The 14,640-nt window shown below is 72.9% G+C and carries 14 protein-coding genes; 5 read left to right on the top strand and 9 right to left on the bottom strand.

Annotation, left to right across the window (positions count from 1 at the left end; all coding sequences use genetic code 11):
• Positions 1-4: 4 nt before the first annotated feature.
• The 5 genes from mqnC to LN251_RS16655 all read right to left on the bottom strand — a co-directional run bounded on the left by mqnC (position 5) and on the right by LN251_RS16655 (position 5,441).
• Positions 5-1,219: a cyclic dehypoxanthinyl futalosine synthase gene (mqnC, locus tag LN251_RS16675; RefSeq protein WP_458245116.1), complete on the bottom strand. Its 1,215-nt coding sequence runs from the start codon at positions 1,217-1,219 to the stop codon at positions 5-7.
• A gap of 79 nt (positions 1,220-1,298) precedes the next feature.
• Positions 1,299-2,081, bottom strand: a complete 783-nt coding sequence (locus tag LN251_RS16670; RefSeq protein WP_458245115.1) for a prepilin peptidase — start codon at positions 2,079-2,081, stop codon at positions 1,299-1,301.
• Positions 2,082-2,126: 45 nt separating this feature from the next.
• A complete protein-coding gene (locus LN251_RS16665; protein WP_458245114.1) occupies positions 2,127-2,540 on the bottom strand; it encodes an SsgA family sporulation/cell division regulator in 414 nt (137 codons plus the stop codon).
• A 236-nt stretch (positions 2,541-2,776) separates the two neighbouring features.
• Positions 2,777-4,525 (bottom strand): protein kinase domain-containing protein, encoded by a 1,749-nt coding sequence (locus LN251_RS16660; RefSeq protein WP_458245113.1) that lies wholly within the window; start codon positions 4,523-4,525, stop codon positions 2,777-2,779.
• Between the two features lie 67 nt (positions 4,526-4,592).
• Complete coding sequence (locus LN251_RS16655; RefSeq protein ID WP_458245112.1) at positions 4,593-5,441, bottom strand: menaquinone biosynthetic enzyme MqnA/MqnD family protein; 849 nt, start codon at positions 5,439-5,441, stop codon at positions 4,593-4,595.
• Between the two features lie 279 nt (positions 5,442-5,720).
• Between LN251_RS16655 and LN251_RS16650 the strand changes: the two genes are divergently transcribed.
• Positions 5,721-5,924 (top strand): cold-shock protein, encoded by a 204-nt coding sequence (locus LN251_RS16650; RefSeq protein ID WP_003992177.1) that lies wholly within the window; start codon positions 5,721-5,723, stop codon positions 5,922-5,924.
• Between the two features lie 90 nt (positions 5,925-6,014).
• Here LN251_RS16650 and LN251_RS16645 read toward each other — a convergent pair whose 3' ends face one another.
• Positions 6,015-6,587 (bottom strand): helix-turn-helix domain-containing protein, encoded by a 573-nt coding sequence (locus LN251_RS16645; RefSeq protein ID WP_458245111.1) that lies wholly within the window; start codon positions 6,585-6,587, stop codon positions 6,015-6,017.
• Between the two features lie 68 nt (positions 6,588-6,655).
• Between LN251_RS16645 and LN251_RS16640 the strand changes: the two genes are divergently transcribed.
• The 3 genes from LN251_RS16640 (at position 6,656) to LN251_RS16630 (ending at position 8,434) form a co-directional block, all read left to right on the top strand.
• On the top strand, positions 6,656-7,357 hold the full coding sequence (locus tag LN251_RS16640; RefSeq protein ID WP_458245110.1) for an AzlC family ABC transporter permease: 702 nt from the start codon (positions 6,656-6,658) through the stop codon (positions 7,355-7,357).
• Positions 7,354-7,668 (top strand): AzlD domain-containing protein, encoded by a 315-nt coding sequence (locus LN251_RS16635; RefSeq protein ID WP_458245109.1) that lies wholly within the window; start codon positions 7,354-7,356, stop codon positions 7,666-7,668. The genes LN251_RS16640 and LN251_RS16635 overlap by 4 nt, the downstream gene beginning before the upstream one ends.
• A 61-nt stretch (positions 7,669-7,729) precedes the next feature.
• A complete protein-coding gene (locus LN251_RS16630) occupies positions 7,730-8,434 on the top strand; it encodes a class I SAM-dependent methyltransferase (RefSeq protein ID WP_458245108.1) in 705 nt (234 codons plus the stop codon).
• A gap of 28 nt (positions 8,435-8,462) precedes the next feature.
• Here the strand turns inward: LN251_RS16630 and LN251_RS16625 are convergent, their stop codons facing one another.
• Complete coding sequence (locus LN251_RS16625) at positions 8,463-9,023, bottom strand: DUF6817 domain-containing protein (protein ID WP_458245107.1); 561 nt, start codon at positions 9,021-9,023, stop codon at positions 8,463-8,465.
• Positions 9,024-9,172: 149 nt separating this feature from the next.
• Between LN251_RS16625 and LN251_RS16620 the strand changes: the two genes are divergently transcribed.
• Entirely contained in the window at positions 9,173-10,138 is a 966-nt protein-coding gene (locus LN251_RS16620; RefSeq protein WP_458245106.1) for a LysR family transcriptional regulator, read from the top strand.
• Here LN251_RS16620 and LN251_RS16615 read toward each other — a convergent pair.
• Together LN251_RS16615 and LN251_RS16610 are read right to left on the bottom strand one after the other, a co-directional pair.
• Entirely contained in the window at positions 10,135-12,429 is a 2,295-nt protein-coding gene (locus LN251_RS16615; RefSeq protein WP_458245105.1) for an MFS transporter, read from the bottom strand. The genes LN251_RS16620 and LN251_RS16615 overlap by 4 nt on opposite strands.
• 141 nt (positions 12,430-12,570) lie before the next feature.
• Positions 12,571-14,487 (bottom strand): AMP-dependent synthetase/ligase, encoded by a 1,917-nt coding sequence (locus tag LN251_RS16610; protein WP_458245104.1) that lies wholly within the window; start codon positions 14,485-14,487, stop codon positions 12,571-12,573.
• Positions 14,488-14,640 lie beyond the last annotated feature (153 nt).

Below are 14,640 nucleotides of genomic sequence, written 5' to 3'. Positions count from 1 at the left end.
TACGTCAGTTGGAAGCCAGCAGCTTCAACTCGGGGTGGGCCGTGCCGCCCTCGATCGCCGTGGACGAGATGTGGGACATCACCCGCTCGTCGACCGGGTCGTTCGCGGGGTCGTCGTGGACGACGAGGTGCTCGTAGGTCGTCGAGCGCTGGGCCGGCACCCGCCCGGCCTTGCGGATCAGGTCGATGATCTCCATGCGGTTGGAACGGTGCTTGGCACCGGCCGAGGAGACGACGTTCTCCTCCAGCATGATCGAGCCGAGGTCGTCCGCGCCGTAGTGCAGGGAGAGCTGGCCGACCTCCTTGCCGGTCGTCAGCCAGGAGCCCTGGATGTGCTGGACGTTGTCCAGGAACAGCCGGGCGATGGCGATCATCCGCAGGTACTCGAAGAGCGTGGCCTGCGTCCGGCCCTTCAGGTGGTTGTTCTCGGGCTGGTAGGTGTACGGGATGAACGCCCGGAAGCCGCCCGTGCGGTCCTGGACGTCACGGATCATCCGCAGGTGCTCGATGCGCTCGGCGTTGGTCTCGCCCGTGCCCATCAGCATCGTCGACGTGGACTCCACGCCCAGCCGGTGCGCGATCTCCATGATCTCCAGCCAGCGCTCGCCGCTCTCCTTCAGGGGCGCGATGGCCTTGCGGGGCCGCTCCGGCAGCAGTTCGGCACCGGCACCCGCGAAGGAGTCGAGGCCGGCCGCGTGGATGCGGGTGATGGCCTCATCGACCGACACCCCGCTGATCCGGGCCATGTGCTCGACCTCGCTCGCCCCCAGACTGTGGATGACGAGCTGCGGGAACTCCTTCTTGATGGCGGCGAAGTGCTTCTCGTAGTACTCGACGCCGTAGTCCGGGTGGTGGCCGCCCTGGAACATGATCTGCGTGCCGCCGAGTTCGACCGTCTCGGCGCAGCGGCGCAGGATGTCGTCCAGGTCGCGCGTCCAGCCCTTGTCCTTGTCCTTGGGCGCGGCGTAGAAGGCGCAGAACTTGCACGCCGTGACGCAGACGTTCGTGTAGTTGATGTTGCGCTCGATGATGTACGTCGCGATGTGCTCCGTACCCGCGTACTTGCGGCGGCGCACGGCGTCGGCGGCGGCGCCGAGCGCGTGCAGCGGGGCGTCGCGGTAGAGGACGAGCGCCTCCTGTGGGGTGATCCGCCCACCGGCGGCGGCACGGTCGAGGACGGCTGTGACATCAATCGAGGTGAGGTCGGCCTTCTCGGTCACCGGGGTCCCCTTCGCAGGCTTCGGTCGAGGCTGTGGACGGACTCGGCCAGCCTACGCCAGCCCTCCGACAAGCCCGACGTCAGGCCGCGTAGGCACCCGCGAGCAGTCCCAGGAAGGCCCCGCCGATCAGGAACGGCCCGAAGGCGACGGCCGTCTTGCGCCCGGCCCGCCGCGCGAGGACGAGCGCGCCGCCGTACAGGGCGCCGAGCAGGAACGCGGCGAGCGTGCCGAGCATCACCGCGGCCCACCCGTACCACCCGAGCACGGCCCCGAGACCGAGGGCCAGCTTCACGTCACCGAAGCCCATGCCGCCGGGGTTGATCAGGAACAGCGCGAAGAACCCGGCCCCGAGGGCGACGGCGCCGTACAGCGCGTGCGGCCAGTCGCCGGCGTGCTCCGGTACGAAGGTCACGGCGCCCAGCAGCGCCAGGGCGAGGCCCGCGAGCGGCAACGTCAGGACGTCCGGGAGCCGTTGCACCCGGAAGTCGACCGCGGCGAGCAGGACGCCGACGGGTGCGAGCAGCAGCCACACGGCGAGTTCGGGCCGGGTGCCGGTGGCGGCGGCGAGGGCTGCGCAGACCAGGGCGGCGACGAGCGAGAGGGCGGGGGCACCGGGGCCGTACGGCTCGGGCCGTCCCGTCCGTACGGCGGTGCCGCCGGCGTCACCCGCCACGGCGGCGCATGCCGCGCATCGCCGGGACCCGAGCCAGCCGCCGAGCGGATGCCCGTCCGGGCACGCCTCGCGCCAGTCCTGTTCGGCGGGCACGGAGAACCGGTAGACCGCCCGCGGCAGCAGCGCGCCCGTCACCGCGCCCCACAGTGCGGCAGCGCCCACGAGCAGCGCGCCCACCAGGTCCCCCATCGGCTCTCCCTCGTCCCCCGGCCGCCTGCCGTGCCGCGCCCAGTGTCAGACACCGCCGAGCATGGACGCCAGGCCGCGGTCGAGGGCGGCGCCCACGGGTTCGCCGCCCGGTTCGGCGATCTCGTACGAGCGGAGCAGGAAGCGGCGCAGGGCGGAGGTGTCGAAGCGGACCACGGCGATGCCCGCGGGGGTGCGGAACTCGACGTAGGTGCGTGCGGGGCCGCAGGGGCGGAGGCGCACCGAGCCGACACCGGCGGGGGCGCCCAGGCCCTCGTGCAGGAGGACGCGGGCGAAGGTCCAGGTGACCTCTTCGTCGTCGAGCGAGATCCAGGCCGGGAAGACGAAATGGACGGCCAGCGCGTCGGCGCAGGTGTAGCGCAGGGTGACGGGGACGGCGAGTTCGTCGCCGTCGGGGGTGAGCAGGTGGGCGCCGGTGGGCTGTTCCAGGGTGATGGGCACGAGGGTCTCCGATGTCGGGCGGGGCTGCGGCCGGTTGGGGCGCCGTACCTCTTCGAGTGCCGGGACGCGGCGGTCATGACGCGGGTTCGGGAAGTTGCCGGAGTGATGTGTGTCACTTTGTGTGTCGCGTCCGTCCACAAGGAGCAGCAGCCGCGTCCCGACGCGTATGCCCCCTCGTTCCCATGGAACGCCTGTGCCACCGAAGACCGTGTCGGCGCGGCCGGCCCGGACGTGCCCTACCCGACCCGCGACAACCGGGCCGTGGGGTTCCCCTCCGCCTCGCTCTCGGCCGCGTACCGCAGGTCGTTTCCGACCCGGGACAGCCGGACCGTGTGGGGTGTGGGATCGCAGCCCGCGTGGTTGGAGCCGGCGCCCGCCGAGGTGAGGAGGAGTTCCTTGCTCCTGACGGACTTCAGGGTCAGGACGTCGTCGCAGACGCCCCCCAGCTGGTCGGTCTGGCGGAGCCGGCCCAGTTCCGCGCCCACCGCGGCCTGGTGCACGGTCAGCCGGAAGGTGCCGTCTGGGAGGGTGCCGCCCAGGGCGGTGGCCTGCCCCTGCCAGGTGCCGAGGTAGGCCGCGGGCACGTCGCCGGCGGTGTCGCCCGGCGTCGTGGGAGAAGGACTCGGGGCGCGGGTGGCGGTGGGCGTGCCGGAGGCGCTGGTGGCCACACTGGGTTCCGGCGAGTACGCGCCGGGGGAGCTGCCGGCGGCGGAGGAGTCGTCGTGGCCGTGGCCCGGCAGCAGGTCGAACACGAACACCGACCCGACCGTCACCGCCGCCAGGGCCCCCGCGACGGCCAGCGCGACGGTGCAGCTCAGCCGCCGCCCGCGGCCGCCGTCGCCGGGCACGGAGGTCGCCGCCAGCGAGACGGACAACTTGCCGGGCGGCTGCCCGGCGGTGTCCGGGGGCGCGTCCCGCGGCTCCGGCTCCGGTGCGCGCAGGGGCAGGCGAGCGGGGACGGAGGGCGGCCCCATCACGGGCGCCGGCCCGAACTCCCCCGCCGTGGGCTGCCCGGCCCCCTCACCGCCGACGGTCACCGCGTCCCCGACCGAGGGGCTGCTGAACCCCACCGGCCCGGACGCCGCCTCCCGCAGATCGAGGTTCAGCAGGTGTACGGCGCTGCGGCTCACCTGCTCCACCAGCGCCCCCGGCAGCCATCCGCCCGTCACCAGCCGCGCCGCCCCCTCGGGAGCGAGCCGCCGGGCGATCTCCGCGGGGGCGGGCCGGGCGGCGGGGTCCTTCGCCAGACACGCCTGCGCCACCTCGCGCAGCTCACCGTCCAGCGAGCCGAGTTCGGGCTCCTCGTGCACCACCTTGTAGAGCAGGGCCGCGGAGGAGTCCCCCGGGAACGGCGGCCGGCCGGTCGCGGCGAAGACCAGCACCGCGCCCAGCGAGAAGACGTCGGCCGCGCCGGTCGCGCCCTTGCCGACGATCTGCTCGGGGGACATGTAGCCGGGCGAGCCGATCGAGACGCCCGTGGAGGTGAGGGACGCCGTGCCGTCCGTGGCGCGCGCGATGCCGAAGTCGATCAGCAGCGGGCCGTCGAGGGTGAGCAGGACGTTGGAGGGCTTCACGTCCCGGTGCACCAGGCCCCGTTCGTGCACGGCGGTCAGCGCCTCCGCCAGCCCCGCCCCCAGCGCCCGTACCGAAGGGGCGGGCAGCGGCCCGCGGTCGGCGACCGCCGCCGCCAGCGACGGTCCGGCCGCGTACGCCGTCGCCACCCAGGGCACCGCCGCCTCCGGGTCGGCGTCGAGCACCGGGGCCGTCCAGGCGCCGCCGACCTTCCGGGCGGCCTCGACCTCGCGCCGGAACCGGGCGCGGAACTCCTCGTCGAGGGCGAAGTGCGGGTGCACGATCTTCACGGCGACGGTGCGGCCGCCCGCGCTGCGGCCCAGGTAGACGCGGCCCATCCCGCCGGAGCCCAGCCGGCCGAGCAGCCGGTAGGGACCCACGGCGGTGGGCTCGTCGGCTCCGAGCGGTTGCATGACGTCCACCCCTCCCCCGTATCCCCCGTGACGACGAGAAGAGGGTAGTGCGCCGTTCCCGTGCCGATCAGGGCTGCAGCAGGTCCACCTTCACGTCCGCCGGGAATCCGGTGGTCGGTCCGACGCGCCGCGCGAACTCCGCGACCGCCGCCAGCTGCGGGGCCCCGAACCGGAAGTCCAGCGTGGTGAAGTAGCGCTCCAGCACTCCCTCGTCGAACTCCTCCCAGCGGGCCGCCTGCTCGGCGACCTTGCCGACCTCCTCCAGGGAGAGGTTGCGGGAGGCGAGGAAGGCCTCGTGGACCTTGCGGGTGATCTCCGGCTCGCGCTCCAGGTAGTCGCGCCGGGCCGCCCACACCGCGAAGACGAACGGCAGCCCCGTCCACTCCTTCCACAGCGTGCCGAGGTCGTGCACGTCGAGGCCGAAGCGCGGGCCCTCGTGCAGGTTGGCCCGCAGCGCCGCGTCCCCGATGAGCACGGCCGCGTCGGCCTCCTGCATCATCAGGCTCAGGTCGGGCGGGCAGGTGTAGTAGTCGGGCTGCACGCCGAAGCGCTCGGCCAGCAGCAGCTGGGCGAGACGCACGGACGTGCGCGAGGTCGAGCCGAGGGCGACCCGGCGGCCGTCCAGCTGCTCCAGCGGCACCTGCGAGACGATCACGCAGGACATCACCGGGCCGTCGCAGCCCACGGCGATGTCGGGGAAGGCGACGAGGTCGTCCGCGTTCTTGAGGAACTCGACGAGGGTGATGGGCCCGATGTCGAGGTCTCCCTGCACCAGCTGCTCGCTGAGCTTCTCCGGGGTGTCCTTCGTGAGCTCGAAGTCGAGGAGCGTGCCCGTCCTCGCAAGCCCCCAGTACAGGGGCAGGCAGTTCAGGAACTGGATGTGGCCGACACGCGGCCGGGTGCGAGAATTGTCCACATCGCGAGGCTAGCCCCTTTGAGGTACGCTCCACTCTCCGGCCCCTAAGTCAACTGGGTGCTGATGTTCAAACGTCCGAGTGACGTGATCTTGGCCTCTATTGCTTTCGGCTGCCCGCGTGCTAGGCTCGCCGCAAGTTGCAGTTTGGTTTCCCTTGCAGTACAGAGCCTGCGGAGCATGTAACCGCGGGCTCTAACGTTTTCAGACGTATGCAGTGCGGCATTAGCTTTCACATGCAGGTTCTGGAGCAGGGCAACCCTTTGGGCCCAAGGAGGGCTTATGGCTACCGGAACCGTTAAGTGGTTCAACGCCGAAAAGGGCTTTGGCTTCATCGCCCAGGAGGGCGGCGGCCCCGACGTCTTCGTCCACTACTCCGCGATCAACGCGAGCGGCTTCCGTTCGCTGGAGGAGAACCAGCAGGTCTCCTTCGACGTGACCCAGGGTCCGAAGGGCCCGCAGGCGGAGAACGTCACCCCCGTCTGAGGCGAGCCTCGCCTCTGATCCGGACCTGATGCAGTACCCAAGGAGCCCCGTGCCGCAAGGCAGCGGGGCTCCTGCCTTTTGCCGCGCGTCCTACACGTGCTGCATGACCAGCACGAAGGTCGTCCCCGGCACCAGCGCCTGGTAGGAGTGCGGCACGTCGCCGCGGTAGGTCATGTAGTCCCCGGGTGCCAGCTCGACCTCTTCCCCCGCGGGCCCGGCCTTCACCCGCCCCGTACTCACGATCAGATGTTCGACCGTGCCCGGGATGTGCGGCTCCGACTCCCGTGCCGCCCCGGGCTCCGCCCGCAGGTGGTAGATGTCCCGCCGGGCACCGGGCGGACTGGCGGACAGCAGCGTCGCCACGTAATCGGCCTTCTCGGAGGCCACAGTGGGTCCCTGGCCGGCGCGGATCACCTGGACGGCGGGCGCCGGCGGCTCCACGAGCACGCTGAAGGGCACCCCGAGCGCCACCCCCAGCGCCCAGAGTGTCTCCACGCTGGGATTTCCGCTCGCCGCCTCCAGCTGCGACAGCGTGGACTTCGCGATACCGGCGCGCTTGGCCAGTTCGGACAGGGAGAGGCCGGCACGCGTGCGCTCGCGGCGCAGGGACGCCGCGATCCAGTCCAGGGGGAGGCGGGCGGGCGGAGGCGGTGCGTCGGACATTCGGTTCGCTCCATCGGTACGATCGTTCGCCTTGACGAACATGTCCACTGCTGTCCATTGTAGAGAACATGCGTACGGTACAGCGAACACACGGCGGTGCGGCCGGCCCGCGCCACCGGGACCTGGTCCGGGACGCCTCTCTGGTCTGGGTGGCCGGCGGCGTCGTCGGCGTGTCCTTCGGGGCGATCGCCGTGACCGGCGGTCTGCCGGTCTGGGCCCCGGTCGTCATGTCCCTGGTGGTCTACGCGGGCTCGGCCCAGTTCAGCGCGGTCGGCGTCCTGCTCGCCGGGGGCGGCCCGCTGGCGGCGGCGGCCACCGGCCTGCTCCTGAACACCCGGACGGCCGCCTTCGGCCTCGCCGTCGCCGACGTCCTCGGCCCGGGACGCCTGGCGCGCCTGGCGGGTGCGCACCTGGTGACCGACGAGACGGTGGCCTTCGCCCTCGCCCAGACCGACCCGGTTCGGCGGCGGGCCGCGTTCTGGGTGTCGGGGATCGGCCTGTTCGCCGTGTGGAACGTCGGGGTCCTGGCCGGCGCGCTGGCCGGGGACGCGCTGGGCGACACGGCGCGGTACGGCCTGGACGCCGCGTTCCCCGCCGTACTGGTCGCGCTGGTCCTGCCCACGCTGCGCGCCGAGGCCCGCGTGCGGCGGTGCGCGCTGCCCGGCGCGGCCCTCGCCCTCGCCCTCACCCCGGCCGTCCCGGCGGGGGTGCCGGTGCTGGCTGCGCTGGCGGGGCTGGCCCTGTACGGCCGTGGGGAGGCACGGGCGTGAACACGACGGCCGGCATGATCCTGGCCCTCGCGGTCGGGACGTACGCCCCCCGCTTGGTCGGGCCCGCACTGCACGGGCGTGTCGAACTCCCGGCCCGCGTGCGGGAGCTGCTGTCGGCGGGCGCGGTCGTGCTGCTGACGGCCCTGCTGGCGACGGGGGCGCTGACGGAGGGCGGCGGCTTCGCGGGGTGGGCTCGGCCGGCCGGGGTGCTGGTGGGCGGCGTACTGGCGTGGCGCAGGGCGCCGTTCGCGGTGGTGGTGCTGGGGGCTGCGGGCACGGCGGCGGTACTGCGGCTGACCGGGGTGGCCTGAGGGGCCGGTGACGGGATGCCGGTCCGGGGCGTTGTCAGTGGCGGCCGCTACGGTCTCGACCATGACCGACATCGAGACCGGGACCGAGACCGGCGGCGGGACCGACAGCGGGTTCGTGACCAGCACGCGGGTGTTCTACGACGCCATCGCCGAGGACTACGCGGCCATGTTCGCGGGCTACCTCGTGTCCACGCCCCTGGACCGGGCCATACTCGGCGCGTACGCCGAACTCGTGGGCGGCGAGGGCTCGGTGGCGGATCTGGGGTGCGGGCCGGGGCGCGTCACCGCCCACCTCGCCTCGCTCGGCCTGCGGGTCTTCGGTCTCGATCTGTCGGAGTCGATGCTGGCGATCGCCCGCCGGGAGAATCCGGGGCTGCGGTTCGAGCAGGGCTCGATGCTGGACCTGGACATCCCCGACGGGTCCCTCGCGGGTGCCGTCTCCTGGTACTCCACCATCCACACGCCCGTGGAGCGGCTGCCCGACGTCTTCGCCGAGTTCCACCGGGTGCTCGCGCCCGGCGGTCACCTGCTGGTCGGCTTCCAGGTCGGCGACCGGCCCCGGCACCACGACCGGCCCTTCGGACACGACGTGTCGCTGGACTTCCTGCGCCGCCGACCGGACGACATGGCCGAGCTGCTCCGGTGTGCCGGATTCGCGCTCCGCGCGCGGACGGTGCGGGAGCCCGAGGAGGCCCTCGGCGAGTCGACCCCCCAGGCCTTCCTGCTCGCCCGCAAGCCGGACCCCACCGACCGGGAGGAGTCCTAGACCGGGGATGCGGCGCGGTTCTGGTACCTCAGGAGCCGTGCCCGCCTGAGCCCAGCGTGGCCTGGCACTCCCGCCAGGCCGGGTCGCTCAGCAGGGGCCGGAAGCGGGTGAAGAGGCCGAGGAGCTCGGGGCCCCACCGGGCGCGGAAGTCCCGGTCGCGGTGGGCGAGGTCGAGTTCGTTGGCGGCGGTGAGCTCGGCGAAGTCCCGGCGAAGCAGGGTGGGCGGGTCCAGGGTGCGGCCGGTGAAGCGGTCGGCGAAGAGGGAGCCCGGGGTCGCGAGGCCGGGGTAGCCGGCCTCGCGGTCGCAGCTCGCGTAGAGGTACACGAGCCCCTCGGCCTCCGGGCCGATCACGGCGGCCAGCTCCGGCCGCCGGTCCAGGGAGAGCAGGGCGGTCGGGAAGCCGTCGGTGCCGTAGGCGGCGTGGCAGAGTCCGGCGAGCTGGAGTGCGGGGCGGGCGCCCCAGCCGGCGAGCCGCTCGCGCACTCGGTCGAGGTGGGCGAGGAGGGTGCCGCCGGGGTGCGGGAGGCGGTCGGCTCCCAGGTCTCTGAGCAGGGTGACGGCCTGGGTGTGGACAGGGGTCCGCGGCACGGTACGTCCCTTCGCGTGGGGGTCGGCACCCGCTCCGGCGCCTGGAGCGGGTTGCCGCCCGTCGGGCCCTGCGACGATCGTCGTACGGGCCGGCGGCCTCAGTCAATCCTTGGGATTTCTCCCGAACTCCAAGTGCTAGCTTGGGTGTTGTGACGTTGGACGATCTTCGGGTGTTCGTCGCCGTGTGCCGGGCCGGGAGTCTGAGCGCGGTGGCCCGGGAACTCGGGTGCACCCAGTCGGCGGTGAGCCAGCACGTGAAGCGGCTGGAGCGGGAGACGGGCGTGGCCCTGCTGGAGCGGCAGGCGCGCGGGGTCGCGGCGACGCGGGCCGGGCGGGTGCTGGAGGCCGCGGCGGCGGAGGGCCTGTCGGGCCTGGAACTGGCCCTGGGGCAGCTGCGCGACCTGGTCGACGGCGAGGCCGGGCACGTACGGGTGGCGACCGGGGCGACGACCGTACGGCACTTCATGTCGGACGCGGTGGTCGCGTTCCGCCGTCGGCATCCGAAGGTCAACCTCGAGTTCCGCACCGTCAGTTCGGGGCGCGGCAGCTTCGAGGCACTGACGGACGGCACGCTCGACCTGGTGTGGATCACCCTCGGCCCGCCGGCCCGGGGCATCGAGCAGCGGGCGGTGGTGGAGCTGCCGTGGGTGCTGGCCGTACGGGAGGACGACCCGCTCGCCGACCGAATGTCGCTGGACGCCGGGGAGTTGCACGGGCTGCGCCTGATCCGGCTGCCGCCCACCTCCGCCTCGGCCCTGCATCTGGATGCCGCCTGCGAGGAGTTGGGGGTCCGCCTCGGCTACGACACGAGCATCGCCGACTGGGACACGGCCCTGCTGCTGGCGGAGCTCGGCGTGGGCCGCGCCGTGGTGCCCGCCCTGCCCGGCCTGGCGGTGCCCGGCGACGGCCCCTTGCGCCTGATCCCCCTGCCCCGGCTGCGTCCGCTGCCGGTGGGCTGGGCCGTGCGCCGATGGGACGCCCTGAGCCCGGCGGCACGGGCGTTCGCGGACACGGTGATGGACCGGCGGCGCCGAGCGGAAGCGGGACGAGACGACAGCGTCCGCCACCCGGCGAACCGGGGACGGACGCTGCCGCATGGGGGGTCGTCGGGCTAGGACTCCTTGTGGGCCAGCAGGATGTCCACGCCGTCCTGGCTGCCGTTCACCGTGACCTGGGTGGCGACCGGCGGGTAGCCGCCGGCTATCACCGTGTACTGCTCGCCCGCGAGGTCCGTGAAGGCGTAGCCGCCGTCGACGCTCGTGGTACGGGTGCCCACGACGTTGCCGGCCGCGTCGATCAGGGTGACCCGGGCGTCGTCGAGGGCGCGGCCGTCGGGGCGGCGCACCGTGCCCCGCACGGTCGCCGCGGCGACCAGCCGGATGTCGCAGGGGGCGGCCCCGGCGCAGACGGTGGCGGGCACGGCGGCCGGCCGGTGGCCGGGCGCGCTGACGCTGAGCGTGCAGTCGCCCGGGGGCAGGTCGCCCAGGCCGTAACCGCCGTCCGCCGCCGTGGTGATGGACGCGATCACGTCACCGCGCTGGTCGGTGGCCACCACCAGCGCGCCGGGCAGTGCCTCGCCGTCCCCGCCGCGCACGGTGCCGGCCAGGCCGGCCGGGTTCGGCACGACGACGAGGTCGTGGGAGACCGGCGCGCCGTTCAGGGTCAGCGTGGCGACCTGGGGCCGGTGGCCGGGCGCCGAGCCGATGAGGACCAGGCTGCCGCGCTCGACGGTGTCCACGGCGTACGTGCCGTCCTCCCCGGAGGCGGTCCGGGCCACCTGGCGGCCCGCGTGGTCCAGCACCGTGATCGCCGTGCCGGGCACGGGGGCGCCCGCACCGTCCCGCACCCGCCCGCGGATGACGGCCGTGTCGAGAGCGGCGGGCGCCTGGGGTTCCGGAGCCGTGACTTCGGCCGGTGTTCGCGGGGTCTCGGCGGGCGCGGCCGCCCGCTTCTTCTTCGCGCGGAACAGCAGCACGGTGACGACGACGCCGACGACGAAGAAGCCGGCCGACCACCAGTTGGCGATGTCGTAACTGTGCAGCGCCGCGTTCGCCCTGACCTGAGGGTCGCTCATGTGGTGCCGGGCGTAGTCGGTGGCGGCGTTGGCGGCCAGGGTGTTCAGCAGCGCGGTGCTGATCGAACCGCCCACCTGCTGGGTGGTGTTGAGGGCCGCCGAGGCCACGCCCTGGTCGGCGGCCCGCACCCCCAGGGTGGCGTAGCTCATCGCGGCGGGCATCGCCGTGCCGAGCCCCGCGCCGAGCAGCAGCAGCGGCGGCAGCACATGCGCCGCGTAGGCGCTGCCCAGGTCGAGGCGGGTCAGCCAGACCATGCCGCCCACCGACAGCAGCATGCCCACGGGTACGACGATCTTGGGGCCGATCCTCGGCACCAGCACGTTGGTGGACAGCTGTGCCATCACCATCAGCGCGCCGACCATCGGCAGGAAGGCCACACCGTTCTTCACCGGCGAGTACCCCAGCGTCGACTGCAGGTAGTAGGTGAGGAAGAGGAAGACGCCGAACATCCCCGCGGAGGAGATGAGCACGGTCGAGAGGGCGGCGGCGCGGTCGCGGTCGGCCAGGACGCGCAGCGGCAGCAAGGGGTGCTCGGCGCGGGCCTGCCAGAGGAAGAACGCCAGCAGCAGCACGGCGCCCCCGGCCAGGAAGCCCCAGGTCATCCAGTTGCCCCAGGCGTGGGTCTCCGCGTTGGCGAAGCCGTAGACGATGCCGAAGAGGCCGCCGGAGACCAGGACGACGCCGAGGATGTCGAGCCTGGGCCGCTCGGCGGGGACGGAGCGGCCGATGAGGACGATCGCTCCGATCAGCGCGGGAACGGCGATGGCGTCGTTGACGTACAGCGTCCAGCGCCAGTCGAGGTACTCGGTGAGCAGTCCGCCGAGGACCAGGCCCACGGCGGCGCCCGAGCCGGCGATGGCGCCGAAGACGCCGAAGGCCTTGGCGCGCTCCTTGGGTTCGGTGAACGTCGTGGTCAGCAGGGACAGCGCGGCCGGTGCGAGCAGCGCGCCGAACAGGCCCTGGACGGCGCGGGCGACGACCAGCATCGTGAAGCCGTCGGCCGCGCCGCCGAGCGCCGAGGCGGCGGCGAAGCCGACGATGCCGACGATGAAGGTGGTCTTGCGGCCGAAGAGGTCGGCGAGGCGGCCGCCGAGCAGCAGCAGGCTGCCGAAGGCGAGCGAGTAGGCGGTGACGATCCACTGCCGGCCGTTGTTGTCGAATCCCAGGTCCTGCTGGGCGGACGGCAGGGCGATGTTCACGATCGTGGCGTCGAGCACGACCATGAGCTGGGCGAGGCCTATGACGGCCAGCGCCCACCATCGGTGCCGGGACGGTGTGTGCGTCTGGCCGGACGGCCCGGCCTCGGCGGTGGCGGCCGGGATGGCTTCCACGATGGTGCTCCCCCCATGGGGCTCGGGTTGCTCGGACCATCCAACAGTCCGAAACCGTTTCGTACACCTAACTTAGGTCACCCGCTGAGCGAAACACAAACGTTTCGATAGGGACGGACGGACCGGGAACGGGCCTGCGGCTCAGCGCTCGTACAGCCCTTCGATCTCGGTCGCGAAGTCCTTCATCACGGCCTCCCGCCGCAGTTTCATCGACGGCGTCAGATGGCCGTACTCCTCGGTGAAGTCCCTGGGCAGGACGGCGAAGCGGCGGATCGACTCGGGCCTCGACACCAGCTTGTTCGCCTCGTCCACCGCCCGCTGCAGGATCGCCCGCAACTCGGGGTCGTCGACCAGGAGTTCCGCGGGCACCGGATGCCTGCCGTTCATCCGGCGCCAGTGGCTGACGCCGTCCATGTCCAGGGTGACGAGGGCGGCGATGTAGGGGCGGGCGTCGCCGACTACCATCACCTGCGAGATCAGCGGGTGGGCGCGCAGCCAGTTCTCCAGCGGGGCCGGCGCCATGTTCTTGCCGCCCGCGGTGATCAGGATCTCCTTCTTGCGGCCGGTGATGGTGAGGTAGCCCTCGTCGTCCAGGCGGCCGATGTCCCCGGTGGCGAACCAGCCGTCCGTGGAGGCGGGGATCACCCCGCCGCCGTGCGGGTCCCAGTAGCCGCGGAAGACCTGGCCGCCCTGCAGCAGGATCTCCCCGTCGGCGGCGATCCGGACCTTGGTGCCGGGCATGGGCCAACCGACCGTGCCCAGACGGGGCTTGAGGGGCGGGGTGACCGTGGCCGCGCCCGTCGTCTCCGTCAGGCCGTAGCCCTCGTAGATCTCCATGCCCGCCCCGGCGTAGAACGCGGCCAGCCGGTGCCCGAGCGGGGAGCCGCCGGAGATGATGTGCCGGATGCGGCCGCCCATGGCGTTGCGGATACGGCGGTAGACCAGCGGGTCGTAGAAGGCGCGGGCCGCCTTGAGGGAGGCGCTCGGACCGGGGCCGGTGGCCGCCGCGCGGGCCTCCAGCGCCTCGCCGTAGCGGACGGCCACCTTCGCCGCGCGGTCGAAGACGCCGGCCCGGCCGCCGGCCTCCGCCTTGGCGCGGGCGTTGTTGTAGACCTTCTCCAGCATGTACGGGATGCACAGGAGGAAGGTCGGGCGGAAGGCGCCCAGGTCGTTCAGGAGGTCGTCGGCCTGGAGGCTGGGGGCGTGTCCCAGGCGGACGCGGGCCCGGACGCAGGCGATCGCCACCATGCGGCCGAAGACGTGCGACATCGGCAGGAAGAGCAGGGTGCTGGGGTCGGCCGACTTGGACTTGAAGATCGGGTCGAGGAGCTCGATCGCGTTGTCGACCTCGGACAGGAAGTTGCCGTGGGTCAGGACACAGCCCTTGGGGCGGCCGGTGGTGCCCGAGGTGTAGATGACCGTGGCGAGTGTGTCGGGCACCAGCATGCCCCGGCGTACGGCGACCTCCTGGTCGGGGACGGGCTGCCCGAGTTCCGCCACCCGCTCCAGGTGCCCCTTCTCCACGATCCACAGGTGCCGCAGGTCCGGGAGCCGGCTGAGCTCCGGGCCCAGCGCGGCGGCCTGCCCTGCCGTCTCCGTCACCAGGGCCACCGCGCCGGAGTCCTGCAGGATCCAGCGGGTCTGGTAGACGGAGGACGTGGGGTAGATGGGGACGGTGACCAGGCCGGCGGCCCACGCGGCGAAGTCCAGGAGCGTCCACTCGTAGATCGTCCGGGCCATGACGGCGATCCGGTCGCCGGGGACCAGGCCCTCCTGGATCAGGCCCTTGGCCAGCGCCATGATCTGCTGCGCGAACTCCGCCGCCGACACGTCGGTCCAGCCGCCGTCGTCCCGGCGGCGGCTGAGGACAAGAGCGTCCGGCTCCGCCTCGGCGTTGTCGAAGGGCAGGTCGGCGAGGGAGCCGTGGGTGCGCGGCGGCACGAGCGGCGGGACCGACGTCTCGCGCACCTCGCCGTCCAGCCGTCGGATCTCGGGCTCCACCAGCTGGGGGACGCCGTCGTAGTCGGACGCGGACGGGTAGGGCACGGGCACGGACATGACAGCTCTCCTGGGGCGGGCAGCTCGGTACCGCTCTGCAGTGGTACGTGCGGTGCGTACCGAGTTGTTCACCGGCGGCGTGCGGCTGGGATGTTACCGCGGGTTACCACAGAAAGGGTACGGTGCGCGCATGGCGACTTCGTGATGATTCGG

Source organism: Streptomyces sp. MAI_2237, assembly GCF_054189285.1.
This window is presented reverse-complemented; position numbering and strand designations above follow the sequence as displayed.

Coding starts and splice junctions, on each gene's coding strand:
- LN251_RS16670 (WP_458245115.1), bottom strand. CDS start 2,081: ATGGGGGACCTGGTGGGCGCGCTGCTCGTGGGCGCTGCCGCACTGTGG.
- LN251_RS16630 (WP_458245108.1), top strand. CDS start 7,730: ATGACCGACATCGAGACCGGGACCGAGACCGGCGGCGGGACCGACAGC.
- LN251_RS16610 (WP_458245104.1), bottom strand. CDS start 14,487: ATGTCCGTGCCCGTGCCCTACCCGTCCGCGTCCGACTACGACGGCGTC.
- LN251_RS16650 (WP_003992177.1), top strand. CDS start 5,721: ATGGCTACCGGAACCGTTAAGTGGTTCAACGCCGAAAAGGGCTTTGGC.
- LN251_RS16660 (WP_458245113.1), bottom strand. CDS start 4,525: ATGCAACCGCTCGGAGCCGACGAGCCCACCGCCGTGGGTCCCTACCGG.
- LN251_RS16640 (WP_458245110.1), top strand. CDS start 6,656: ATGCGTACGGTACAGCGAACACACGGCGGTGCGGCCGGCCCGCGCCAC.
- LN251_RS16645 (WP_458245111.1), bottom strand. CDS start 6,587: ATGTCCGACGCACCGCCTCCGCCCGCCCGCCTCCCCCTGGACTGGATC.